The sequence below is a fragment of the Streptomyces malachitofuscus genome, from assembly GCF_055571035.1.
This window is the reverse complement of sequence record NZ_JBVIGA010000037.1, coordinates 38,507-63,503: the sequence shown is the minus strand read 5'-3', so window position 1 is coordinate 63,503 and position 24,997 is coordinate 38,507. Positions and strand designations below refer to the sequence as shown.

Annotated in this window: 19 protein-coding genes; 4 read left to right on the top strand and 15 right to left on the bottom strand. The window is 74.0% G+C overall.

From position 1 onward, the window contains the following. Positions 1–90: 90 nt before the first annotated feature. The 5 genes from ACZ44S_RS36165 to ACZ44S_RS36145 form a co-directional block, all read right to left on the bottom strand. Positions 91–783 carry a response regulator transcription factor gene (locus tag ACZ44S_RS36165; protein ID WP_466937093.1) on the bottom strand — a complete coding sequence of 231 codons (693 nt, stop codon included), beginning with the start codon at positions 781–783 and terminating at the stop codon, positions 91–93. Next, on the bottom strand, positions 780–2,069 hold the full coding sequence (locus ACZ44S_RS36160; RefSeq protein WP_466937091.1) for a sensor histidine kinase: 1,290 nt from the start codon (positions 2,067–2,069) through the stop codon (positions 780–782). The genes ACZ44S_RS36165 and ACZ44S_RS36160 overlap by 4 nt, the downstream gene beginning before the upstream one ends. Continuing rightward, positions 2,062–4,311 carry an MMPL family transporter gene (locus tag ACZ44S_RS36155; RefSeq protein ID WP_466937089.1) on the bottom strand — a complete coding sequence of 750 codons (2,250 nt, stop codon included), beginning with the start codon at positions 4,309–4,311 and terminating at the stop codon, positions 2,062–2,064. Before ACZ44S_RS36155 ends, ACZ44S_RS36160 begins: the two co-directional genes overlap by 8 nt. A gap of 241 nt (positions 4,312–4,552) precedes the next feature. Continuing rightward, a complete protein-coding gene (locus ACZ44S_RS36150) occupies positions 4,553–5,434 on the bottom strand; it encodes a CU044_5270 family protein (RefSeq protein ID WP_466937101.1) in 882 nt (293 codons plus the stop codon). Then, a complete protein-coding gene (locus ACZ44S_RS36145; protein ID WP_466937087.1) occupies positions 5,344–5,709 on the bottom strand; it encodes an AQJ64_40280 family protein in 366 nt (121 codons plus the stop codon). Before ACZ44S_RS36145 ends, ACZ44S_RS36150 begins: the two co-directional genes overlap by 91 nt. A gap of 246 nt (positions 5,710–5,955) precedes the next feature. On the opposite strand from ACZ44S_RS36145, the gene ACZ44S_RS36140 reads away from it, so the two are divergent. From ACZ44S_RS36140 to ACZ44S_RS36130, 3 genes are all read left to right on the top strand, one after another. Further along, a complete protein-coding gene (locus tag ACZ44S_RS36140; protein ID WP_466937084.1) occupies positions 5,956–8,613 on the top strand; it encodes an alpha/beta fold hydrolase in 2,658 nt (885 codons plus the stop codon). Continuing rightward, positions 8,610–9,506 (top strand): ABC transporter permease, encoded by an 897-nt coding sequence (locus ACZ44S_RS36135; RefSeq protein WP_466937082.1) that lies wholly within the window; start codon positions 8,610–8,612, stop codon positions 9,504–9,506. Before ACZ44S_RS36140 ends, ACZ44S_RS36135 begins: the two co-directional genes overlap by 4 nt. Before the next feature lie 152 nt (positions 9,507–9,658). Continuing rightward, on the top strand, positions 9,659–10,588 hold the full coding sequence (locus ACZ44S_RS36130; RefSeq protein ID WP_466937080.1) for a chaplin: 930 nt from the start codon (positions 9,659–9,661) through the stop codon (positions 10,586–10,588). A 104-nt stretch (positions 10,589–10,692) separates the two neighbouring features. Here the strand turns inward: ACZ44S_RS36130 and ACZ44S_RS36125 are convergent, their stop codons facing one another. Continuing rightward, positions 10,693–11,958 carry an FAD-dependent oxidoreductase gene (locus ACZ44S_RS36125; protein ID WP_466937099.1) on the bottom strand — a complete coding sequence of 422 codons (1,266 nt, stop codon included), beginning with the start codon at positions 11,956–11,958 and terminating at the stop codon, positions 10,693–10,695. A gap of 2 nt (positions 11,959–11,960) precedes the next feature. Continuing rightward, complete coding sequence (locus ACZ44S_RS36120) at positions 11,961–13,268, bottom strand: carboxylate--amine ligase (protein ID WP_466937078.1); 1,308 nt, start codon at positions 13,266–13,268, stop codon at positions 11,961–11,963. Between the two features lie 169 nt (positions 13,269–13,437). On the opposite strand from ACZ44S_RS36120, the gene ACZ44S_RS36115 reads away from it, so the two are divergent. After that, entirely contained in the window at positions 13,438–14,757 is a 1,320-nt protein-coding gene (locus ACZ44S_RS36115) for a glycoside hydrolase family 26 protein (protein WP_466937076.1), read from the top strand. Positions 14,758–14,789: 32 nt separating this feature from the next. Here ACZ44S_RS36115 and ACZ44S_RS36110 read toward each other — a convergent pair whose 3' ends face one another. The 8 genes from ACZ44S_RS36110 to ACZ44S_RS36075 form a co-directional block, all read right to left on the bottom strand. Further along, positions 14,790–15,440: a YveK family protein gene (locus tag ACZ44S_RS36110; RefSeq protein ID WP_466937074.1), complete on the bottom strand. Its 651-nt coding sequence runs from the start codon at positions 15,438–15,440 to the stop codon at positions 14,790–14,792. Further along, positions 15,437–16,621, bottom strand: a complete 1,185-nt coding sequence (locus ACZ44S_RS36105) for a glycosyltransferase (RefSeq protein WP_466937072.1) — start codon at positions 16,619–16,621, stop codon at positions 15,437–15,439. Before ACZ44S_RS36105 ends, ACZ44S_RS36110 begins: the two co-directional genes overlap by 4 nt. After that, the gene (locus ACZ44S_RS36100; RefSeq protein WP_466937070.1) at positions 16,621–17,385 is read right to left on the bottom strand and encodes a polysaccharide deacetylase family protein; all 765 of its coding nucleotides are present in this window, start codon (positions 17,383–17,385) and stop codon (positions 16,621–16,623) included. The genes ACZ44S_RS36105 and ACZ44S_RS36100 overlap by 1 nt, the downstream gene beginning before the upstream one ends. Further along, positions 17,369–18,904: a lipid II flippase MurJ gene (locus tag ACZ44S_RS36095; RefSeq protein ID WP_466937097.1), complete on the bottom strand. Its 1,536-nt coding sequence runs from the start codon at positions 18,902–18,904 to the stop codon at positions 17,369–17,371. Before ACZ44S_RS36095 ends, ACZ44S_RS36100 begins: the two co-directional genes overlap by 17 nt. Positions 18,905–19,539: 635 nt before the next feature. Further along, the gene (locus ACZ44S_RS36090) at positions 19,540–20,883 is read right to left on the bottom strand and encodes an O-antigen ligase family protein (RefSeq protein WP_466937068.1); all 1,344 of its coding nucleotides are present in this window, start codon (positions 20,881–20,883) and stop codon (positions 19,540–19,542) included. Between the two features lie 6 nt (positions 20,884–20,889). Continuing rightward, positions 20,890–22,317 (bottom strand): exopolysaccharide biosynthesis polyprenyl glycosylphosphotransferase, encoded by a 1,428-nt coding sequence (locus ACZ44S_RS36085; RefSeq protein WP_466937066.1) that lies wholly within the window; start codon positions 22,315–22,317, stop codon positions 20,890–20,892. Then, complete coding sequence (locus ACZ44S_RS36080; RefSeq protein ID WP_466937064.1) at positions 22,314–23,564, bottom strand: glycosyltransferase; 1,251 nt, start codon at positions 23,562–23,564, stop codon at positions 22,314–22,316. The genes ACZ44S_RS36085 and ACZ44S_RS36080 overlap by 4 nt, the downstream gene beginning before the upstream one ends. Positions 23,565–23,608: 44 nt before the next feature. Then, positions 23,609–24,688: a DUF3344 domain-containing protein gene (locus ACZ44S_RS36075; RefSeq protein ID WP_466937062.1), complete on the bottom strand. Its 1,080-nt coding sequence runs from the start codon at positions 24,686–24,688 to the stop codon at positions 23,609–23,611. Between the last annotated feature and the right edge of the window lie 309 nt (positions 24,689–24,997).

Sequence of the window (24,997 nt, the reverse complement as noted above, 5' to 3'; positions counted from 1 at the left end):
GAGGCCGGGCAGGGCAACGCCGACCCACCACCCCCCCCCCCCCCCCCTCCCTCCTCCCCCCCCCCCCCCCCCCCGCCGGTTCACTTCAGGTCACCGCGGGTGGTCCCCGTCGCCGCCGGGGGCGACGCGGACCAGGCCCGTCCGGTAGGCGATGACGACGAGTTGGGCCCGGTCGCGGGCCTCCAGCTTCGTCATGGCGCGCTGCACGTGGGCGCGGACGGTGAAAGGGCTGAGATACATCCGCTCGGCGATCTCCTGATTGGACAGGCCGGTCGCGACCGCGGCCACCATCTCGCGTTCACGCGGGGTGAGCGTGGCGAGCAGTTCCACGTGGTGCGGCGGGACCGCCTCCGGTGTGGCCAGGAAACGGGCCACCAGGGAGCGGGTGGCGTTGGGGGACAGCAGGGTGTCGCCGTCGGCGATCGTCCGTACGGTGCCCAGCAGTTCCTCCGCGCCGATGCCCTTGCCGATGAAACCGCCGGCCCCCGCGCGCAGCGCCTGGGCGACGTACTCGTCGGTCTCGTACGTGGTGAGGATCAGGATGCGCGTGGCCCGCAGGGCCGGGTCCGCGCAGATCTGCGCCGTCGCGGTGATCCCGTCCACCTCGGGCATCCGGATGTCCATGATCACCACGTCGGGGCGCAGCTCCCGGGTGAGCCGCACCGCCTCCCTGCCGTCGGCGGCCTCGCCGACCACGGTGATGTCGTCGGCGCTGTCCAGCAGCATCCTGAAGGCGTCCCGCAGCAGGGCCTGGTCGTCGGCGAGGAGCACCCGGTAGGTCATGGCGTGCTCCCGACCTCGTCGGTGCCCGCCGGCCCCTCGGTGGGCGCCGCCGCGTCGGTTCCGCGCGGCGTGTCCTTGGCGGACGGCAGGGGCAGCCGGACGGAGACGAGGAAACCGCCCTCCGGACGCCTGCCCGCGGAGAGCTGTCCCCCGACCGCGGTGGCGCGTTCACGCATGCCGATCAGACCGTAACCGGGCGGCCGGTCCGGCGCCGTGAACGCGGACGGCGTCGTACGGGAGCCCGCCCCGTCGTCGGCGACGGTGAGAGCCACATGGTCGCGGTGATAGACGATGCGCACCTGGGCGTGGTCGGTGCCGGCGTGTTTGGTCACGTTGGTCAGGGCCTCCTGGACGATGCGGTAGGCGGTGAGGTCCACTCCCGGCGCCAGCGGCCTGACCGCGCCCTCCTGGTGGACCGACACCTCCAGACCCGCGCGGCGGAAGGACGCGAGGAGCGTGGGCAGGCGGGACAGTGCGGGCGCCGGTTCGGAGGGCGCGGCCGCGTCCCCGGTCTGACGCAGCAGACCGACCGTGGCCCGCAGGTCGTTGAGGGCGTCGGAGGTGGTCTCGACGAGTTCACCGAGCTTCTTGCGGGTCTGCTCCGGACGGTTGTCGAAGAGGTGCGCGGCGACCGTGGCCTGCGCGTTGGCCAGGGTGATCTGGTGGGCCACGAGATCGTGCAACTCGCGGGCGATGCGCATCCGCTCCTCGGTGACCCTCCGGCGCGCCTCGCTCTCCCTGCTCTGCTCGGCCCGCCTCGCCCGCTCCTGCACGGCCGCCAGGTAGGCCCGCCGGTTCTGCACCGAGTATCCGAGTACGCCGGCCAACGGCGGGACCAACGCCATCACCCCCATCCGGCTCGCGTCCTTCCACGAGAAGTCCCCGGACTGGGAAGTGGCGGCCGCCAGCGCCGCGGACATCAGCAGCACCGCGCCCGCCGCGCGGCGTCCGGTGCGCGCGGCGAGCGAGAAGGAGTAGGCGGTGATCAGGGCGGGGGCCACGAGGGGCGGGGTGAGCAGGAGGTCCAGGAGCGGCGCCAGCACGCCGATCGCGGTCGTGGCCGCCAGGGTGGCCAGGGGCGCCCGGTGCCGCAGTGGCAGCACGGCACAGGACACCACGGCGACGACGTAGGCGCCGGCGGGCGGCGCCGACAGGGTGTCGTCCACCCGCACGGCCCCGCCGGACAGGCAGAACACGAACGCCGTCGCCGTGATCACCGCCTCCCGCAGCCACGCGCGGCGGGGCAACGCGTGGCGTGCAGGTTTCCCGGCCGCCTGCTCAGTCACGGCCCACGGGGAGCCGCCGCACCGCCGGGTCCGGCACGGTCATGTCCGGCACGGTTGCGGAGGCAGGGACGGCCTTGCCCAGCGTCTCGCCCTCAATGTCCACATTCGGCAGCACGCGGTCCAGGATACGGGGCAGCCACCAGGCCCGGTGGCCGAGGAGGGCCAGGACCGCGGGCACGATCGCCATGCGGACCACGAAGGCGTCGAAGGCGACGGCGGCGGCCAGGCCGACACCCATCGTCTGGATGGTCGGACTGCTCATCCCGACGAATCCGGCGAACACGCTGATCATGATGATCGCCGCCGCGGCCACCACCCGCCCGCTGTGCCGGAAACCGCTGACGATCGCCTCGCCGGGGGACGCGCCGTGGACGTAGGTCTCCCGCATCCGGGACAGCAGGAACACCTCGTAGTCCATGGCGAGGCCGAACACGATGCCGATGACGAGAATGGGCATCAGCGACATGACCGGCCCGGTCTGCTCGATGCCGAGCAGGTCCGCCGCCCAGCCCCACTGGAAGACGGCGACGAGGACACCGAAGGCGGCACCCACCGACAGCAGGAACCCCAGCGCGGCCTTGACCGGGACCAGGACCGAGCGGAAGACCACCAACAGCAGCAGCACCGCGAGGCCGATGACCACGGCCAGATAGGGGAGGAGGGCGTCCGACATGGCCTCGGAGATGTCGATGTTCATGGCGGTCATGCCGGTCACCAGGACGCCGGCGCCCGTCTCGGCCCGGATGCCCGGGGCCGTGTCACGGAGTGTGTGCACCAGTTCCTTGGTCTCGCCGCTGTTCGGCGCGGTCTCCGGGACGGCGGTGATGACGGCCGTGTCCTCGTTCTCGCTGAGCACCGGATCACCGACCGATGCCACACCGTCCACGCTCTCCACGGTCTTGACGACCTGGTCCGCGGCGGCCCGGGCGTCCGCGGACTCCGACAGGTCCGCCACCACGGTCAGCGGGCCGTTGAATCCGGGGCCGAAGCCGTCCGACAGCAGGTCGTAGGCGCGGCGCTGGGTGGTCTCCACCGACTTGGACTCGTCGCCGGGGAGCCCGAGCTCGAGGCTCAGCGCCGGTACGGCCACCGCTGAGAGGCCGAGTGCGGCGACCAGCAGCACGGCCACCGGCCGGCGCAGCACGAACCGCGCCCAGCGGGCGCCGAGTCCGGGGCGGCCGGCCGACCTGCGGGCGCGCTCGCTTCCAGGCCGGCCGGTCTTGCGGACGGCGCGGGGAAGGACCCGTCGGCCGAAGAAGCCGAACAGCGCGGGCACCAGCGTGAGGGCGACGAGTACGGCGAGGGCCACGGCGCCCGCGCCGCCCATACCCATCCTGGTCAGTTCGGGGATGCCGACGACCCCCAGACCGGCCAGGGCGATGAAGACGGTCGCACCGGCGAAGACGACGGCGGACCCGGCCGTCCCCACCGCCAGACCGGCGGCCTCCTCCGGCTCGCTGCCCTTGGCACGCTCGTCCCGGTAGCGGGAGGTGATGAAGAGGGCGTAGTCGATGCCGACGGCCAGCCCCAGCATCAGCGCCAGGATGGCGACCGTGGAGGTCAGGCCCAGCGGAGCGGCCAGCGCGGAGACCAGGCCGAAGGCGATGCCGACCCCCGTGAAGGCGGTCAGCAGGGAGAGCCCGGCCGCGACCAGCGACCCCAGGGCCAGGACCAGCACCACCGCGGCCACCGCCACGCCGATGAGCTCCGTCGTACCGCCCGGCGCCTCGTCCACGTCCAGGGCCGAGCCGCCGATCTCGACGGTCAGCCCCGCGTCGCGGGCCTGCTCCGCGGCGTCTTCGAGGGCGTTCTTCGTCGCCTCGGTCAGGTCGATGACGTCCGCGGTGTAAGTGACCGTGGAGAAGGCGATGGTGCCGTCCTCGCTGACGGCTCCGCTCTCATAGGGGTCGGCGACCGACGCGACCTGGCTGCCCTCCTCCAACGAGCCGAGCGTCTCCTCGACGGCCGCCCTGTTCTCCTGGGCCGTCACCCGCTGCCCGTCCGGGGCCTGGAACACCAGGCGCGCCTCGGCACCCGTGGAGTTGCCCTGCGGGAACCGCTCGTCCAGCAGGTCGAACGCCTTCTGCGACTCGGTGCCGGGCATGGAGAGGCCCTCGTCCTCCGCGGCCGGCGCCATGGCGGCGGCCGCGACGGCCAGCACCAGGGCACACAGCCACAGACCCCCTACGAGTCGGCGTCGCCGGAAGGCCCACCGCCCGGCCCGATAAAGAAAGGTAGCCACGTGCTGATCACTCCAGAGAGATGAGAAACGCGCGGGATCCCGCGCGCCTCCCACACTCCCCTCGGCCACCCGCACGGGGCATCGTCCCCCGAACCCGTCCTGCCCTGGTGCCCCGGAACCATCCGCCCACCTGATCTAGTGCCTCCGCACTAGGGGGCGGAAGACGTCGGCACCGCCGTCGTAGGGATGGTGGATGCGACGTACCTGGGTTTCAAGCGGCCGTCCGGGACCTTGCGAACCCCTACGGCGTCCGGCCTGCCTCGTCGACGATGCCGCTCGCGACGACCGCGACCGAGGTGACGACCGCGCCCGCCTTGCCCCATGCGCTGTCCTCCACGAGGACCGTGCGTTCACCCAGCAAACGGGCCGTGGACCTGTCGAAGATCCACTCGGTGCGTTCGCCCTCGTGGGTGCGGGTGACAGCGACGCCGTGCCGGCCGGCCGCGTCGACGGCGTCGGAGACGGTGTCGACCCCGGGGATGAGGGCAGCGGCCCGGTAGAGGGCGGCGGTGGTCTCCGGGGGAGCCACCCCGCTGCGCAGCAGGTCGCCGACGGTGACGAAGGCTTGCTGGTCCTCGGCGTTCTCGTGGATGCGTTCCAGCAGGGCCCCGGGTTCGGTCGGCAGGGCGGCCAGGAATGCGTAGGTCGGGGAGTTCAGGTTGCCGCGGCCCGGCGTGCCCGGCAGCAGGGTGTCGGTGCCGTCCTTGCGCTGCAGCGTCCGCCCACTGCCGTCGACGGACGTCCACTGTTCCATCCCCTCCTCCACGCGCCGGAGTTCCGTCTCTCCGGACACCGTCTCGGACAGCACCGACGTGTGTCCGACCGTCTTCACGTACGCGTACTGCCCTGCGCGCACCTTCGGCTGCGGCGTCGTCGCGGCCGTCAGTGCCGCTCGCTCCAGCAGTTCGACCGACGCGGCCGAGGCCGGAGGCACGTGAGGCGCGGGGGAGCCGGAGTCCGGACCGAGCACGGCGACGGTCGCTGCCACAGCCACAGCCACAGCCACTGCCGCAGCCGGCATCCATCGTGTGTTCACCTCCATGCGTCGCGGAGGGCCGGCTGGACCTCGTCGCCGAGGAGGATGTGGGTCGTCGTGCCCGGGAGGGTGGGCAGTGCGGCCCAGTGGGTGACGGCGTCGCGGTGGGAGCGGCCGTAGGGCAGGTGGATGTAGCCGTCGGAGTCGATGAAGCAGTTCGTGTGCTCCGTGCCGTCCTCGCTGAAGTGCAGAGACGTGAAGTACATCGACCTCACCAGCCAGAACTCCTCCCCCGACGCGGTCTCGGGCCGACTGGGGTCCGGGGGATACCGGCCGGTGACCGCCGCTGCCACCGGTGCGCCACTGCGCGGGAGTTCCTCACGTGCGTCGACCCAGGTCACCTGGGCGTTGCGACTCGTCATACCCGTCCTTGGTCAAGCGTTGTCGGTATCCGGTAGGACCGCACCGTGCCGGTGTGGGTTGCGTGCCCATCAGCCTGGCGGACCGGCATGGAGACGGACACCGGCCCGAGCCCCAAGCACGAACACCGGCACCGCCGCGTACCGCGCCCGTGGTACGCGGCGGTCGTCATGTACGCCTCCGGGAGGTGCCGCGGTTCGGTCTCCGGTCGACATCCGGGCGACAGGTTCGCCCCGTACCGTTGACGCATGGATCTTCGACTGCCCGGATCGCGGTGGCTGCGGTCACGGCGGCCGCGACGGATCACCGCCGCCGCGGCCGCCGTCGTCGTGCTCGCCGGTGCCGGTACCTGGAGTGCCGTCGCCTCCGACGACGCCCCCGCGGTGCGCCGTGCCGACCGGGTCATGAAAGTGGGCGACGGGGTGCGGATCGACACCTCGTACTTCACCGCCGGGCCCGAAGGCCGCCGGCCCGCCGTGCTGCTCGGGCACGGCTTCGGCGGCAGCAAGGAGGACGTGCGGGAGCAGGCCGAGAAGCTCGCCCGGGACGGATACGCCGTACTGACGTGGTCCGCGCGCGGCTTCGGGAGGTCGACCGGGAAGATCGGGCTGAACGACCCCGAGGGCGAGGTCGCCGACGTCTCCCGGCTGATCGACTGGCTCGCGGACCGGCCCGAGGTGCGGCTCGACAAGAAGGGCGACCCCCGGGTCGGGATGACGGGCGGCTCGTACGGCGGCGCCATCGCCCTGCTCGGCGCCGGGTACGACGACCGGGTCGACGCCATCGCCCCGGCGATCACCTACTTCGACCTCGCCGACGCGCTCTTCCCGAACGGCGTGTTCAAGAAGCTGTGGGCCGGCATCTTCGTCAACTCCGGCGGTGGCTGCGACCGGTTCGAGCCCGCGCTGTGCGCGATGTACGAGCGGGTCGCCGAGTCGGGCGTGCCGGACACCGAGGCCCGCGAGCTGCTCGAGGCCCGTTCGCCGTCCGCGGTCGCCGACCGCATCGACGTGCCCACGCTGCTGGTGCAGGGGCAGTCGGACTCCCTCTTCCCGCTCGGCCAGGCCGACGCCGCCGCCCAGGCGATCCGCGCCAACGGCGCCCCGGTCGACGTCGACTGGATCGTGGGCGGACACGACGGCGGTGACATGGAGACCGACCGCGTGGAGGAGCGGGTACGGGGCTGGTTCGACCGGCACCTCAAGGGTGACAGGAGCGCGGACACCGGGCCCGCCTTCCGCGTCACCCGTACCGGCGGCGTCGACTCCACCGACGGACGGGCCGTGCTGAACGGCGCGAGCGCCGACACGTACCCGGGGCTGAGCGACGGCGGCCGGTCCATCCCCCTCACCGGACGTCAGGAGCAGCGCTTCGACAACCCCGCCGGTGCCAACCCGCCCGCCGTCTCCGCCCTGCCCGGCCTCGGCGGCTCCGGCGGACTGGCGCAGCTGTCCTCGCTCGGCGTCGGCATCTCCCTGGACTTCCCCGGCCAGTACGCCCGCTTCGAATCCGCCCCGCTCGACAGCGATCTGCGGATCACCGGTTCGCCGACCGTCGCCGTGCACGTCAAGTCGACGAGTGACGACGCCGTCCTGTTCGGCAAGGTGTACGACGTCGGGCCGGACGGCCGGCAGCAGGTGCTGCCCTCGCAGCTGGTCGCCCCGGTCCGCGTCGAGGACGCCAAGGCCGGCAAGGACGTGACCCTCACCCTCCCCGCCGTCGACCACGAGGTCCAGAAGGGCCACCGGCTGCGTCTCGTCCTCGCCTCCACCGACCTCGGCCACGCCTCGCCGGCCGCCCCGGCGACGTACACCGTCTCCCTGAAGAGCGGCCTCACCGTGCCCACCGCGCCGGGCGTCAGCACCGCCGCCGCCCCGCTGCCCGCCTGGGTGGTGTGGCTGCCGATCGCCGGCGCGCTGATCGCGCTGGCCCTGCTGCTGACCGGCCACCGCCGCACCACCGCCCCGGCTCCCGACCCCGGACTGGCCGAGGTCCCGCTCCAGATCACCGGCCTGAGCAAGCGGTACGCCCGTTCCTCGGACCGGTACGCCGTGCAGAACCTGTCGTTCCGCGTCGAGAAGGGCCAGGTACTCGGCCTCCTCGGCCCGAACGGCGCCGGCAAGACGACCACCCTGCGCATGCTGATGGGCCTCATCCGGCCCGACGGCGGCGAGATCCGCGTCTTCGGCCACGCCATCCGCCCCGGCGCCCCGGTCCTGTCCCGGGTCGGCGCCTTCGTCGAGGGCGCGGGCTTCCTGCCCCACCTCTCCGGCCGCGAGAACCTGGAGCTGTACTGGCGGGCCACCGGCCGACCGCCCGAGGACGCCCACCTGGACGAGGCCCTCGAGATCGCCGGACTCGGGGACGCCCTCGCCCGCGCGGTGCGCACCTACTCGCAGGGCATGCGGCAGCGCCTCGCCATCGCCCAGGCCATGCTCGGCCTGCCGGACCTGCTCATCCTGGACGAGCCCACCAACGGCCTCGACCCGCCACAGATCCGCGAGATGCGCGAGGTGATGATCCGGTACGCCGCCGGCGGCCGCACGGTGATCGTCTCCAGCCATCTGCTCTCCGAGGTCGAACAGTCCTGCACCCACCTCGTCGTCATGGACCGCGGACGGCTTGTTCAGGCCGGCCCGGTGCACGAGATCGTCGGCTCCGGCGACACCCTGCTCGTCGGCACCGTCACGCCCGTGGAGGAGCCGGTCGCCGAGAAGATCGCCGCGCTGCCGGGCGTCGCCTCGGCCGACCGCACCGACGAGGGGCTGCTGGTCCGGCTCGACGCCGACGGCACCGCCGCGGGCCTGGTCGCCGAACTGGTCCGGCTCGAGGTGCCCGTGGCGTCGGTCGGCCCGCACCGCCGCCTCGAGGACGCCTTCCTCACCCTGATCGGAGGTTCCGCATGAGCACGCTCACCGAGCGGAACGAGACCGCCGGGCAGAGCGCCCCCGTCGAGGTCGCCGCCGGCTACCGCGCGGGCCGCACCCTGCCCCTGCGGGTGGAACTCGTCCGCCAGCTCAAGCGCCGCCGCACCCTCGTGATGGGCGCCGTCCTCGCCGCCCTGCCGTTCGTGCTGGTGATCGCCTTCGCGATCGGCGGCACACCGGACGGCGGCCCGGACAACGACCGCGTGAACCTGATGGACACGGCCACCGCGTCCGGCGCCAACTTCGCCGCCGTGAACCTGTTCGTGTCCGCCGGCTTCCTGCTGGTCATCCCGGTCGCCCTGTTCTGCGGGGACACGGTCGCCTCCGAGGCCGGCTGGTCCTCCCTGCGCTATCTGCTCGCCGCGCCCGTGCCCCGGATGCGGCTGCTGTGGTCCAAGCTGGTCGTCGGACTGGGGCTGAGCCTCGCCGCGATGGTGCTGCTCCCCGTGGTGGCGCTGGCCGTCGGCACGATCGCCTACGGATGGGGGTCCCTGCAGATCCCCACCGGCGGCGCGCTCGACCCCGGCACGGCGGCGCAGCGGCTCGTGGTGGTCGTGGCGTACATCTTCGTGTCGCAGCTGGTCACCGCCGGGCTGGCGTTCTGGCTGTCCACCCGCACCGACGCCCCGCTGGGCGCGGTCGGCGGAGCCGTCGGCCTGACCATCGTCGGCAATGTGCTGGACGCCGTCACCGCGCTCGGCGACTGGCGTCACTTCCTGCCCGCGCACTGGCAGTTCGCCTGGGCGGACGCCGTCCAGCCGACCCCGGAGTGGTCCGGCATGATCCAGGGCGCGGCGGTCTCCGTGACGTACGCGCTCGTGCTGTTCGCGCTGGCGTTCCGCGGGTTCGTGCGCAAGGACGTGGTGTCCTGACAGCCCGGCCGGCGTGTGCGTCACGCGGGCCAACCGGGTGAACCTGCGCAACCGATTCCGCGGAGCCGGGTTGATGAGGGAGTAGGCCATGCGGCAGCGGAGGGCCAGAACGCGTGGCCGCTCCCGACTCTTCAAGCAGGAAGACAACCACATTGCGACAGACCCTGAGCAGGGGAGTGTTCGCGGCGGCCGCCGCCGCCACGGGCATTCTGTCCCTGTACGGAACCCCCGCCCTCGCCGACTCGTTCGCGGGGGGCGGTGCCGAGGATTCTCCCGGTGTGCTGTCCGGGAACAACGTGCAGGCGCCCGTGCACGTGCCGGTGAACGCCTGCGGCAACACCGTCACGGCGGTCGGGGCGCTCAACGAGGCCTCCGACAACACGTGTGTCAACAGCGATTCCGGTGACAAGCACGGTGACGGCGCGCACGCGGTCGGCGGCACCAAGGGCTCGCCCGGCGTCGGCTCCGGCAACAACGTGCAGGCACCGATCCACGCGCCGGTGAACGCCTGCGGGAACACCGTCAACGGTCTCGCGGTGGCCAACGGCGCGTACGACAACACCTGCGCCAACCTCTCCGGCCACGGCGCGGCGCACGACTCCGACAAGTCCGCGGACCGCTCGGCGGACTCCTCCTCGTACACGGAGTCCCTGTCCGACACCTCGCACTCCGGCTCCGACGGCGGCGCGCACGCGGTGGGCGCCGCCAAGGGCTCGCCCGGTGTGCTGTCCGGCAACGTCATCCAGGCGCCCGTCGACCTGTCGCTGAACGCGTGCGGCAACAGCGTCAACCTCGTCGGCCTGTTCAACGACGCCAACGGCAACACCTGCGTCAACGGGACGGTCCACGAGGAGGAGAAGGAGAAGGAGAAGGAGAAGGAGAAGGAGACGCCGGAGCCTCCCGCCAAGGTGAAGACGCCTCCCACGCCGGCCGAGGAGCCGCCGGCCGAGGAGGAGCCCGGCTACCCGCCGCACCTCGCGGAGACCGGCAGCGACGGCATGATGGCGGCCTCGGCCGCCGGCGCGGTGCTGATCACGGGCGGGGCGATGCTGTACCGCCGCGGCCGTCTCGCCCGCCGGTAACCCCTCGACGGGTGCCGGACCCGCCCCGCCCGGCATCCGTACCCTTCCGACGAAGCGTCCCCCGGACCGGTCAGGTTCGGGGGACGCTTCGTCGTACCTCCAGGTCAGCCGCGCACCGGCGACGGCGCCCCGCTGCGGCTGCCGCTCCCCGGCACCGGAACCGTGCCGCGCACCGGGGCCGCCCCGAGCCGCCGGCGCACACCCTGGACCAGGGTCGACGCCGTGAAGGTGGCGCCGTGCACGAAGCGCATCGCCGGGCCGAAGCCGGACGCGGTCACCAGGCCCGCGAGGAACAGACCGGGATACGAGGACTCGAAGCCGTGCCCGACCGCGGGGGAGCCGTCGGGCAGCACCGTCAGTGTCCCGCGCAGTTCCGTGGAGAGCAGACCGAGCCGGTCACGGTGGGCCTTGAACCCGGTGGCCGCGATGACGTGTTCGGTCTCCAGGCTGCGCCGGGCGCCGGACCGGTCGGTGAGGTCCAGCCGCAGGCCGCCGGGCACCGCGGCGGCCGCGGTCACCTCGTGGCCCGGCAGCAGGTCCACCGCCCGCTCCACCCGCTCCCGCACCCACCAGGCGCCGGCCGGACCCAGCGCCGTGGCCGCGACCCGCGAGCGGGTCGCCTCCGGAAGCCGCCGGAACAGACCCGGGCGCTCGGAGTAGAACCAGTTCCGCCAGCCGGGGCCGAGACCGCTGTGCGGCGAGCGGGCCGACTGCCACCAGGAACGCTCGAGGGCCGGCGGGACGTCGTTCCACCGCAGCCGTTCCGCCCGCGCCAGCACCCGTACCCGCGTGCCCTGTTCGGCGAGGAGCGCCGCCGTCTCCAGGGCGGCCTGGCCGCCGCCGATCACGGTGACGTCCTTGCCCTGGAACGGGCCGAGGTCGTTGTGGTGGCTGCTGTGCGTCACGAGCGTGGGGTGCAGTCCGCGCAGGGTCCCCGGCACCTCGATGAACGGCATCACCCCGACCGCCAGCGCCACCGTCCGCGCGTGCAGCGCCTCCCCGTCCCCGGTGACCGCCGTGAAGCCGTCGGGGCCCGACGACACCCGCGTGATCGTCCGCTCGTCCACCGCAGGCACGGCGTTGCGGGCGAACCACAGGCCGTACGAGGCGAACGCGTCCACCGGGATGGGCTCCGCGTGACGTGCCGTCATGCCCCGCTCGGTGCAGTACGCGTCCAGGGTCCAGCGCCCCGCCGGGTCGGAGAGGTTGGACGCCCACGGCTCCGACTTCAGGAACATGCCGCCGGGCATGTGGTCCCGCCAGGACGCCATCGGCCGGCCGAAGACACGCAGGTTCAGTCCGGCGGCCGCGGCGTGGGACGCGATCGACAGACCGTACGGACCCGCGCCCACCACCAGAAGGTCGTACATCATCAGCTGCTCGCTTTCTCGTTGTCGGTCCGTGAGGTCCGTGAGGTCCGGGTAGTCCGGGAGATCCATGAGGTCCGGGAGGTCCTGGAGGACGGAGCTCCCCCTGGGCTCGGGCGCGGCGCCGGTACCTGCGCCGGCGGGCTCAGCCGCCTGCGCAGCCGGCCGGACACATGGCGGGCCCACAGGGCCCACATCGCCCGTCCGGGCCCGGGGTCGTCCCCGGCGTACCAGGCCAGTTCGCGTCCGCCGGGCGCCGTGCGCAGCGCGGCGAACGGCGCGTAGTTCTCCACCACGAACGACCGCCCGGCCACCGGATCCCCGTCCGGCAGCGGACGGCCGGTCAGATCCAGGTGCAGGGCGCGTACGACGTCCAGCCCCGCGCTGTCCGCGAACAGCCTGAACTGGGCGCCGGGGCGCGGGTTGAAGTCGAGGAGGTGGTAGCGGCCGGTCGTGCCGCAGCGGCGGAAGTCGAGGTCGAAGACGCCGCGGTAGCCGAGTTCACCGGTGAGGCGTTCGGCGAGCGCGCAGATCTCGGAGTTGGGGGTCCAGTGGCCCACCGCGGTCAGTCCCGCGCCGCGCGGCCAGGACAGCCGCTTGCGGCCGGCGCCGCCCGCCCGGACCGTGCCCGAACGGTCGGCGTAGCCGTGGAAGAACCAGTCCCGGTCCTCTCCGGGCGGCAGATACGACTGGAGCAGCAGCGGGCTGCCCGCCTCCGCCACCCGCGCGTACAGCTCCCGGACCTGATGGGCGGTGTGCACCAGCCGGGTGCTGCGCAGTCCGCTGCCGGGCGGGAGCAGCCAGGGACGGCTCCACTTGGCGACCAGCGGAAGCCCGAGCCGCTCCGCGTCGGCGACGGCACGGGCGGGGCTGTCCGGGACGAGTGTCTCCGGGTGCGGGATGCCGACGGCGGCGCACACGGCGGCCAGTTCGGCCTTGTCGGCGACGCGTTCGGGCAGCGTGACCGGCATCGCGGGCAGCAGATAGCTGGGCGCGAGTTCCTCGCGCAGGCGTCCCGCGGCGATCGCGGTCGCGTCGTCCAGCGGGACCAGCACGGCCGGACGCCCGACCTGCCCGGCCACGCGGCGCAGCACGGCGAGGATCTCGTCCCCGGTCGCCTCCGGGGGCGGCGGCGGGTGCATGTGGCGCACATAGCGCGAGCGGGACACGGGACTTCCCGCGGAATCGGCGACGACATGCACCTCCACACCGGCCCGGCCGAGCGACCGTACGGCGCCCAGCGTTCCGTGGTGAAAGGGATTCCGGTCGATCCGCAGCAATACGGCGGGGACTCGGATGTCAAGCAGTGACACGCAGTCTCACTTTCTTCTGGAACCGGCTCACCCGCACGGGTCAGCCCGGCACTCGAAAGCCGCAGTGACGGTGGCACCGTCGGATTTCCTATGACTGACTTCATATGACTGGCCGTCAACAGCGAGGTCTCAGACACAAGGCGGACGAGAGCGAGAAGAGGAGCAGCCAATGGCCCCACAGCACAGGCGGGTCCGGGCCCGGGGAATGGCCGTGGGCGCGGCGGTGGCCGTCGTGTCGGCCGCTCTCGCGGCGGGGGCGGGGGTGGCGCGGGCCGACGACTCCCGTCCCGCACTGCCCGCCCCGCCGGAGCCCGGGGCCGCGCCCGCGATCCCGAGGCCCACGATTCCCACGCCGACCATTTCCCTGCCCACCCTTCCCACACCCGTGATCCCCGCCGTCCCGGCCGTCGGCACGCCGCAGCCCTCCGCACCGCCCGCCCCGGGGCGGGACCGGGCCCTGCCGGCCTTCGGCGCCTTCCTCGCCTCCGACGACCGGGGCGTGGCCCGCATGGAGGAGCTCAGCCGCTGGCTGGGCGGCGCGGACCTGCGCGTCGGGCACACCTACCTGCCCGGGAACCACTGGAGCGACATCGAGGGCGACATCGGGTTCCTCGAGTCGTGGGCGCACTGGCGCAACGCCAGGGACGACCGGATGCTCGTCCTCAACGTCCCCATGCAGGAGCGCAACGAGGAGGGCGTCTCCGACGAAGAGGTCCGGCGACTGCTGCGGCGGGGCGCGGCCGGCGAGTTCGACCACCACTTCCGCGCCCTCGCCGAGCGGCTCGTCGAACTGAAGGTGCCGGACACCATCCTGGTGCTCGGCTGGGAGATGAACGGCGTCACCTACACCCACCGGTGCGGGCCCGACCCGGAGTCCTGGAAGAAGTACTGGAACCGCATCGTGAAAACCATGCGCGCGGTGCCGGGCCAGAAATTCCGTTTCGATTTCACGCCGAGCCGGGGCCGGGACGCCATTCCCTGGACGGAGTGCTACCCGGGGGACGACACGGTCGACATCGTCGGCATGGACTCCTACGACCAGCCGGCCGGACGCTCCTTCGACGAACAGGTGAAGGAACCCTACGGACTCCAGGCGCACGTCGATTTCGCCAAAGCCCACAACAAGCCGATCTCGTACCCGGAGTGGGGGCTTTTCCGCAACGGGGACAATCCCGAATACATGCGCCGCATGCTCGCGTGGATGGAGGAGCACCGGCCCCTCTACAACACGGTGACCGACTACTGCCCGCACGGGGTGTGGCAGTGCGACGACAACCCGGAATCCTCCCGCGTCTACAAGAAGATGCTCTACGGCCGCACCCACGACGCGGACCCGGAGACCACCCCCGAGGTCACCCCGGCACCGTCCGCGCCGACCGAGCAACTTCCCCCGGAGAACTGCTCGCCGCTCGACCTGGGCCGCTGGGTGGAGTACTGGCTGGGCGGAAAGCTCTGCCTCCGCTTCGACTGGTGGTCGCGCAGCCGCTAGCACGGCCGCCGTCCCGGCCCGCTCCACCGCCGTCACCGCTGCACATCGGCGGCCGTGGCCGGGCCGGGCACCGAGGCGGCGGGCGCCGAGTCGTCGTCCCGGCCGCCCCGCCTCGGCCGTGCCAGCAGGGCCAGGCCGCCCAGCAGCCCGCCCGCGCTCGCCCCCACCAGAGCGGTCACCGCCGACGAGGCGGACGCCGGCCCGCCGGGCTTCACCGCGCGCGAGAACTGCACCAGCCGCACCTGCGTGCTGCCCTTGGTGTCCTCCGCGTGCCGGGTCAGCGCACGCGAGACCGCGTTCGCCATGTCGACCGCCTCGTCGGGCCGTGTGGAGGTCGCCGAGACGGACACCATCGGGGCGTCCGGCGAGGTCGCCGTGCGCACGCTGTCCCGCAGCGTGCGCACCGGCACCCCCGCCCACACCTGTGCGTCCCCGAGCACCGCGAGCTGCGTGGCCACCCGCCCGTAGGCCTGCGCGAAGCCCCGCGCGGCGTCCGGGGTGGCCTGACCGGTTGGCACGGCCACGACGTAACTGGTGGCCGTGTACGACGGGGGCGTGAGCAGTCCGTACGCGCCGCCGAGCAGCCCGCCGCCGAGCGTGCCCGCCACCAGCGCGGACCAGGCCGGCAGCCGCTTGACGCGGGCCAGGGACGGAAGGCGCCGACGGGTCGGAGTGTCGGTCATGACGGGCTTGCTCCCTTGTGGACGTGCGGGGACGGCCAGGACGGCCGGGGTGCGGGGGACGCCGACGTGCCGGCGACGGCTGCCGCATACACGTCCATGAGGCGGGCCGTGCTGCGGGTGATGCTGTAGTGGCGCGCGGCCTCCCCGGCGGTGCGCGGGCCGGGGCCCGCCGCGCCGGCCTCGGCGATCGCGCGGGCGTACGCGTCCGGTCCGCCGCGCACCCGCCGGGCCGCGGCACAGGCCGTCGGCGGCAGGTCCTCGATCGCCGGGCAGGAGGCGTAGAGCACGGGCAGGCCGGACGCCAGTGCCTCCACGGCCGCCAGCCCGAAGGCCTCCTCCGCGGACGGCGAGGCGAACAGGTCCATCGCCGAAGTGAGCGAGGGCAGATCGGGACCGGGCGAGCCGTCGGGGAGACCGGGGCGCTCCCCGGTGAACAGGACCCGCCCGGCCACCCCGGCCTCGTGGGCCGTGCGGCGCAGCACGTGCTCCTCGGGGCCGCCGCCGACCAGCAGCAGCCAGTGGTCCTCCGGGAGCCGGGCCAGCGCCCGCACCAGCACGTCGAACCGCTTGCCCCGGGTGAGCCGGCCGACGCCGCCCACCACGAACGCGCCCTCCGGCAGCCCGAGACGACGCCGGGTGCGCTCACGCCGCTCCGGGTCGAAGCGGAATCGGTCCACGTCGACGCCGTTGGGAACCACCTCGATGCGGGGGGCGGGCACGCCCCAGCGCTTCAGCCGGTCGGCCACCGTGGGGGAGACGGCGACCGTCGCCGAGCCGAGCCGCTCACTCGCCAGATACAGCGCGCGCACCCCCGGGGTCAGCCGGCGGCCCTCCATCTGCGTATCGCCCAGCGAGTGTTCGGTGGCGACGACCGCGCGGACCCCGGCGACCCGCGCGGCCAGCCGGCCGTACACACAGGCCCGGTACAGGTGGGTGTGCACCAGGTCGTAGCCGCCGGAGCGGATCAGCCGCGCCAGCCGGGGCAGGACGGCCAGATCGCGGTTGCCGTTCATGCCCAGGTGCACCACGCGGACCCCGTCCGCGCCGAGCCCTTCCGCGACCGGGCCCGGGTTGGTGAGCGTCACCACGTCGCACTCGACGGGCAGATGACGCAGCAGCAGCCGCAACTGCAGCTCGGCACCGCCGACCCCCAGCCCGGTGATGATGTGCAGGGCCCTCATCACACGCCCTCCACCGGGCGCCGGCGCATCCGGTGCAGCCGGAGCTTCAGGTACAGGCGCAGCGCCGTGTCCTTCTGCCCCACGTGCGCGCGCGGCAGGGCGTGCGGGCCGGTCAGCGGCCCGGGGTCGATCGCGCAGGCGTAGCGGTAACCCGCCGCCCGTACGGCCTCGACGACCCGCGCGTCGACCGTGCCGTACGGATAGCAGAACCCGTGCACCGGAGCCCCGGTCAGCTCGGCGAGAAGGGCGCGGCTCTCGGCGACCTCGGTCGTGAGGGCGGCGTCGTCCGCGAGGGTGAGGTCGACATGGGTCAGTCCGTGCGAGCCGATCTCCACGCCCTCGGCGGCGGCCCGCCGGATGCCGTCCGCGGTCAGCAGCGGCTTGCGCGGGCCCAGCGGGTCCCAGGCGTTGTCGCCGCCGAGCCGCCCCGGCAGGACGAAGAGCGTGGCGCCGCAGCGGAAACGGCGCAGCAGCGGCAGGGCGGCGGTGAGGAAGTCGGTGTAGCCGTCGTCGAAGGTGAGACCGACCAGGTCCCGCCCCTCGCCCCGGGCCCGCGCGGCGAGCAGGTCCGAGACCGACACGCCCCGCAGCCCGCGCCGCCGCAGCCACATCAGCTGCCGCTCGAGCCGCTCGGGCGTGACGGTGATGCGGTACGGGTCGTCCGAACAGTCGCCCACCGAGTGGTACATCGCCACCCAGGGGACGGGCCCGGGCCGGGACGCCGAGGAGCTGCGGGTGTCGAGGGAATCAACGGAAGCGGCCATGTGTGAGCTTTCGTGTGACGGTGCGTACGGAGCGCACGGCGGATGCGGAGCCCAGGACGGACAGGGCGAGCGGGACGAAGACGGCGGTCACGGCGAGGCAGCCGGCCGCGAGCGCCGCCACCGGCGACGCGAACCGGCTCGCCGCGTACGCCCCGGCGGCGACGGCGAGGGCCGAGGCGAGCACGGGCCGGACCAGCTGCGCCAGAACCGTGCGGACGCCGACCGTGACGCCGGTGGCGGCACCGCCGCGGGCGGTGCGCAGGCCCGACAGCAGCAGGACGGCGGTGACGGTGATGCCGAAGGCGTTGGCGGCGGCGATCCCCGCCACCCCCCAGCGGCCCACCGTCACGGCACCGATCAGCGAGGTCGCGGCGATGCCCGCGGCCATCACGCCGACGGGGTACCAACGCGGGCGGCCCGCCGAGAAGTAGCAGCGGACGAGGGCGCCCACGAGGGTCTGGCCGAGCAGACCGAGGGCGTACACGCGCATGACGCCCGCCGTGGCGGCGGTGTCGGCGGCGGTGAACGCGCCCCGTTCGAACAGCAGGTGGATCATCTGCGGGGCGCAGGCGATCACCGCGCACATGCCCAGCAGCACCACGCAGGACGCCAGCACCAGGTCCCGCTGCACGCGGGCGCGGGCCCGGCCCGTGTCACCGTCCGCGAGGGCGCGCGCCACCACCGGGAAGGTGACCGTGCACACCATCAGCGACAGCGTCATGGGGATCTGGGCGACCTTCTGCGCGTAGTTCAGGTGCGAGATGGCACCGGCGGGCAGGGAGGACGCCAGGAACCGTTCGACGAGGACCTGCGACTGGCGGCACAGCGCGAACAGCAGGACGGCGGCGATCAGCGCGAGCCGCACCGTCCGCTCCTCGTCGGCCGGCCCGGTGACGGCCGCGGGCCGCGGCGCGCGGGAGGCCAGCTGCCGCCACAGCGACGGCAGTTGCACCGCCACCATCAGACAGCCGCCCACCGCGACCCCGGCCGCGGCGGCGCGCACGCCCCACTCCGCGCCGAGGAGGAACATCGTCGCGATGATGCCGGTGTTGTAGGCGACGTAGATCGCCGCCGGCGCGAAGAAGCGCCGGTGCGCCCGCAGGGCGGCGCTGCAGTACCCGGCGAGCCCGAAGGCCAGCAGGCTGAGCGCGGTGAGCCGGGTGCAGTCGACGGCCAGGCGCGGATCGGGCAGACCGGGCGCCAGCACCCGGACCAGGAACGGAGCCCCGGCGGCGGTCAGCGCGGCCACCGCGGCGAAGGCCAGGCACAACCGCGGCAGGGTGGCTCGCACCAACTCCCGCACCGGGTCACCGGGAACGCCCCGCGCCCGGCGCGCCAGCGCCACGCTGAACGCCGGGATCAGCGCGATCGCCAGCCCGTCCTCGATCAGCAGCGTGGCGGCGATCTCCGGCACCGTCCACGCGACCAGGAACGCGTCCGTGTCGCTCCCGGCCCCGAACAACCGCGCCAGCGACTGGTCCCGCACCAGCCCGAGCACGGACCCGGCGATCGACAACACCGCCGTGACCATCGCCGCCCGCGCCAAGAACCCCCGCGACGCCGCCTTCCCGCCCCCGACCTCCCTCTCCCGGGCCCCGGCCCCCGCGGGAGTGGACGCGCCGGTGGGAGGTGTGCCCGGTCGTTGGGTCGGGGGTGCGGTGTCGACGGGCGTGCCCGCGTCGGTCCCGTTCGGCCGGGGCCGGGCCTCGTCGCCCTCGGAGTCCCGGGCCGCGTGCCGGTGGGCGGTGGGTGTGCCGGTGGGGGGTGTGTCCGGGGCGGTGTCGCCCGGCCGGCCCGTCACGGTCGTGGCTCCGGCGGGACGGCTGCCGTCGCCGAGCGACCGACCGGTCCGCGGTCCCGTCGGGGTGGGCCTGCCCGCCGTGGGCCGGCTCGGCGCCGGGCCGCGATGTTCGTGACCGCCGGGCGCGGACGGGCGGCCCTCGGACGCGCCCGGATCCGGCGCCGGACCGTCGGGCTTGCGGAGGCCGGCCTTCGTGTCCCCGGTCCTCGTGCCGCCGGTCCCCGTGTCGCCGGTCCTCGTGCCGCCGGTCCCCGTGTCGCCGGTCCTCGTGCCGCTGGGCTCCGGGGCGTCGGGGCCGTGCACGGGGTGCCCGGGACCAGGGCCGGGACCGGGTGTCTGCGAAGGCACCACCGTCATCGCGCCACGGCCTCCTCGAGCCGCCCGGGCACCTCGTCCCGGCACGCGGCGTCCAGCCGCTCGTCACGGGGGAGGGCCCACCACGCCGTCAGCCCCAGGGCCAGGCCCGTCAGTACGGTCGAGGGTCCGCCGATGTCGCCGTACACGAAGTCGGTGAGCTGCCAGAGCAGCAGGCCGCACGCGATGAGCGCGCAGTCCAGGCCGGGCCCGCGCCGGCGCACCCGCAGCAGCCCGCGCACCGCGCACACCAGCAGCGCCAGCCAGCTCCCGGCGAGCGTGATCAGCCCGACCAGGCCCTGCTCGCTCAGCACCAGCAGATACATGCTGTGCGGGGAGAGCAGCGGCTGCCTCTGGTACGTCTGGCCCGCACCCTCGACATCGCTGCCCGACGACAGCGCCAGCGTCGCGTGTCCGTCGCGGTACTCGGGAAAACCCTTCAGTCCCACACCGGTCAGCGGGTGCTCGCGCCACATGCCGGCGGCCGCCGCCCACAGGGTGTACCGGTCGATCACGGACTGGTCCGGGGCGTCGGTGACCTCCGTGATGCTGTCGATCCGCTCCTGCAGCATCGCCGTACCGACCCCGAATCCGCCCGTCAGGATCACCCCCGCGGCGACCAGGGCCGCCCCCGCCTTCAGCGCGCGCCGCAGCCCCGCGAGGGCCAGCTGCACGGAGCAGGTGAGAGCGGTCGCGATCCAGGCACCCCGGCTGAAGGACAGCGCCAGCGGCAGCACCAGAACCAGCGCGCACGCGGCGGCGGCCACCCGCTGCCGCAGCGGCGCCGGGCCCAGTGCGAGACCGGCCGCGCACACCAGGCCCAGAGACACCGCCGTCGCCATGCCCATCACGTCCTGCGCCCCGAAGGTACCGACCGCCCGGATGGTCTCCCCTCGGTAGGAGGCGCCGGTCCCGGTGACGTACTGGTGCACCCCCACGGCCCCCTGCCAGAGTGCGAGCCCCACGAACGACCAGGCCAGCACCCGGAAGTCGGCCCGGCCCCGGAGCAGCACCAGCACCGCCACCGGAACCAGCACGAAGACCTGCAGATAGCGGCACATGCCGCCGATCCCCGCCGCCGTCGAGTCCGACCCCATGGCGGCGAGCGCGAGCCCCACGACCGGCAGCCCCAGCACCACCGCCGCGCGGGGCGACAGGGGCCGCCGCCGTTCCCGCAGCAGCCGGATCACGCAGTACCCCACCACCAGCGCGGACACCACGTCGGCGGGCCCCGCGCCGTCCCCCGCCGGCGGCAGGGCCAGCAGGACGACCACCGCCACCAGCGGCAGGACCGGCACCAGTGCGGCGGCCCGGCGCGGCAGGGGGACGAGGACGTGGCTCACGGATCGTCAGCTCCCCGTCGGACGGACCAGCGTGACCGCGGTGCGCAGCAGGATGCAGACGTCCCCCCACAGCGACCAGTCGTCGATGTAGGCGTTGTCGAACCGGCAGCGGTCCTCGATCGAGGTGTCACCGCGCAGCCCGTGGACCTGCGCCAGTCCGGTGATGCCGGTGCGCATCCGGTGCCGGGCCGCGTATCCCGGGTACGTCTGGCTGAACTGCGTCACGAAGTACGGCCGTTCGGGGCGTGGACCGACCAGGCTCATGTCGCCGCGGAGCACGTTCCACAGTTGGAGCAGCTCGTCGAGCGAGGTGCGCCGCAGCATGCGGCAGAACCGTCCCATCTCGTGCTCGCCGGCCACGCTCCACCGGGTCGCCGACTCGTGCTCGTCGGCCGGGCGGTGGGTGCGGAACTTCAGCAGCGTGAACGGCTTCCCGTTCCGGCCGATGCGTTCCTGCCGGAACACCACACCCGGCCCGTCACTGAGCCGCAGCGTCACGGCGCACACCAGCAGCAGCGGGCTGACCAGCAGCAGCAGCGCCCCCGACACCAGGATGTCGAGCAGCCGCTTGCTGACGCCGCCGCCGTGCGCCGGGCCCAAGTCCAGCCGCCGGCAGGCGAATCCGGCCAGCCGTTCCCGTGCCGGGCAGGGCGCGGCGTCGGCGTCGATCTCCCAGACCGCGCATCCGGAGGCGGCCAGCGACCGCCGCAGCGGCTCCTGTTCGGCACGCACCGACGGATGGACGGCGAGCACCGCCCGTACCCCGTTCTGGATGACCGCCCGTTCGACCTCCTCGTCCGTGCGCAGCACGGGCACGCCCTCGCCTCCGTCGGCCTGCCCGGCGACGATCCCCACCGGCCGCACCCCGCACCCCGGGTGGCGCAGCACGGCGGCGGCCACGCGCCGCGCGGTCGCCGCCGGCCCGATGACGAGCGCGGCGTGCGGGTGCCGCCGCAGCGCGGCACGCCGCCGCCCGTGCACCACCGCCCGCAGCACACCGCCCGCCGTCACCTGCACGGCGAGCCCCGCCAGCAGGGTCCCGGCGGACAGCGCCGACTCCGGCCGGTACGCCGCCCACAGCGCCGCGGTCGCCAGCCAGGCCACCGCGGCACGACCGCACACGGCGGGCAGCTCGTCCAGCAGCCCCGGCGTCCACGGCCGTGGACCGCGCGGACGCGGCAGCAGCGACGCCCCGATCAGCAGGGCCACAAGCAGGGGATGCGGCCGCGCGCCGACGAGCACCGGCACCGCGAGCAGGACGGCCGCACCGTCCGCGACGAGCAGCGGCACCGGAGAGTCCGGCCGGGCCGGGGGCCGCGAGGCGGGCAGCCGGGGACCGTCGTCGGTGCCGCGCGGCGGCATGACGGAGACGGGCGAGAATCCGTGGTCCCGTGGCGGTACGCCGGGGGAGGGCACGGTGCGTTCGGCGGTCACGAGTGGATGGACTCCCTGTGCTCGGAGGGCTCGACGGGCTGTGACGTCCGCTGGGCGCCGGCGTCCTCGGCCACCCGGTGCACACGCGCCCATGTCGCGCTCGCGGCCGGCCAGGTGCCGAGCAGATCGCGGTAGACGCCGGTGACCGCCCTCGCGGTGTGCCGCACGTCGTGGAGGGACAGCACGTGGCGGCGGCCCCGGTCGCCGAGGGAGGTACGCAGCGGCGGGTCGAGCAGCAGCGCGGCCACGGCGCCCGCCAGGGCCTCCGGGTCCTCCGGCGGCACCACGCACGGGGCGGCGAAGGAACGCGGCAGGCTCTCGCGGGCGCCGTCGACGTCCGTGACGACCACGGGCCGCCCGCAGGCCATCGCCTCCAGCGGGGCCAGCGCCATGCCCTCCCAGCGGGACGGCAGGACGACGAGGTCGGCGGCCTGGTACCAGGGCGAGGCGTCCGCGACCGCCCCCGCGAAGAGGACGGAGGCGGGGGCGGCGGCGCGCAGCCGGTCACGGTCCGGCCCGTCGCCGACCAGGACGAGCCGCGCGTCCGGAACCTGGCGCAGTACGGCGTTCCAGGCCCGCAGCAGGACGTCCTGCCCCTTCTGCCGGCACAGCCGGCCCACGCACACGGCGAGCGGCGCCTGCGCGCGCAGACCGGCCAGCGGCGCGAGCCCGGCCCGTACGGTGTCCGCGGGGGCCGGGCGGAAACGCTCGGGGTCGATGCCGTTGGGTACGACGGCCCACCGGCCGGTGATCCCCGCGTGCACGCCGGTGGCGCGTTCGGCCTCGCTCACGCACACCACCCGGGCGGCCCAGCGTGCCGCCCACCGCTCCCAACGCAGCGCGAGGGCCGCGGTGGAGCCGCCCACCGCCTCGAACGACCAGGCGTGCGGCTGGAACACGGTGGGGATCCGCCCGCGCACCGCGAGCCGCCCGGCGAGTCCGGCCTTCGCACTGTGCGCGTGCACCAGATCGGGGCGCACCTCGTCGAGCAGCCGGGCCAGCTGTCGCACCTCCCGGACCAGCGACGCACCCGGCGAGCGGGTCGCCCGCCAGTGCCGTACGTGCGCGCCGAGCGAGCGCAACTGACCGGCGAGCGCGCTGTCGGGACAGATCGCGGTGACGTGCAGTCCGTCCGCCAGCTGGGCCCGGACCAGGTCCGTCACGACCCGCGCGACCCCGCCGTCCACGGGCTGGGTGAGGTGCAGGACCCGCGGCCGGTGTCCGGACGCTGACAGCTCCGTGGGCACGGTTTCCTCGCTCGGGCAGGGGTCGGGGACGGGCGGCGACACGGTCACGGACGGGCGTCGACGACGGCGAACAGCACACCCGCCCACGCGGCGTCCCGCTGGGACGTGAGGCGGACCGTGGCCCGGTCACCGGCGCGCGTCAGGTGCGCGCCGAGGCCGAACACGTCGGAGTCGTAGCCGAGGGTGTTGGCGTACGCCGGTACGCGGGCCGGGGCGCCCCCGGAGACGGTGGAGTTCAGCACGTCGTCGAGCGGGTTGGCCCGGTCACCCAGCGCGGTGGCCGAGGCGTCGCCCGCGCTCATGGTGAGGGAGTCGCCGGTGGTGCCGCGGTCGCCGTTGTACGCGACCAGTCCCACCTGCCCGTCGGCGTTCGCGGCGTACGGCATGTCGTGCAGCGCCATCTCCGCGCCCCCGCCGGACAGCGCCGTGAAGCCGTCCCAGATCGAGAGGTGCCGCAGCGGCTCCGCCGGGTCCTCGTACGCCACCACCAGCGTCCAGCCGCCCCAGGCACCTGCCGCCGACTTGCCGGAGGCCACATTGAGCTGCGCCACCGTGTACAGGCCCGGCGCGCTGTCCCGCACCAGCCGCGTCACATCCGCGGAGGCCTGGAAGGCGTCCGCGCCGTCCGCCACGCGGTGGCCCACGACCGTGTCCGCGAGCAGCTCCTTGTAGGCGCCGCCGGGTTCGGCGATCAGCACCCGCTCGTTGTCGGCGGCCGGCTTCTGCTCGCCCACGAGGAGATTGCCGCCCCAGTACAGACGGGCGTACGTGACGCGGGCGCCGGCGGGCAGCCGGACCTCCGCGCGGGAGGAGTTGTACGTGTTCGGGTCGTCGTCGACATCGATGTAGCCCATGTCGAAGTCGCCGTTCACACCGTCGGCGTCGCCGTTGCGCACCTTGCGGCAGGAGGACACCGAGGTGCGGCAGGTGGCCGAGGAGTTGGCCGCGCGCACGATGTTGCCGTGCTGGAGCGCCCGGTAGCGCTCGCCGAAGGCGAGGCCCTCGGCCTCCGGCGCGGGCGCGGCCGGTGCGGCGGCGGCAGGGCCGCAGGGTGCCCACAATGCGGCGAGCACGAGGGCACCCACCGTCGTACGGCGAAGCAGCTGACCCAGGGTTTGACGCATGTCCGTCGGAGCCTTTCGGAACGGGTGGCGGCGGCAGGCAACGGGGACGAGTGCGATGCGTCCGCCCATGAGGGTGCTTCGGAGGTTCGCAACTCTAGTCACCAAACGGACAAATGCATCGAAATTCCGCTAAGGGTGCCAAGTGTGTTGGAAATGTGAAGCCAGGTTTGCGTGGCGCCCGGCCCGGTGCGCCGCCTGACCAGGCAGAACGTGCAAGAGAGTGAAGGCCGGCACTGAACGGCGTACGCCCGGTTGCGGGAGGTCGTGGGCGCTCCCACGGTGAGTTCAAGATCCGAAACCCCGCGAAAG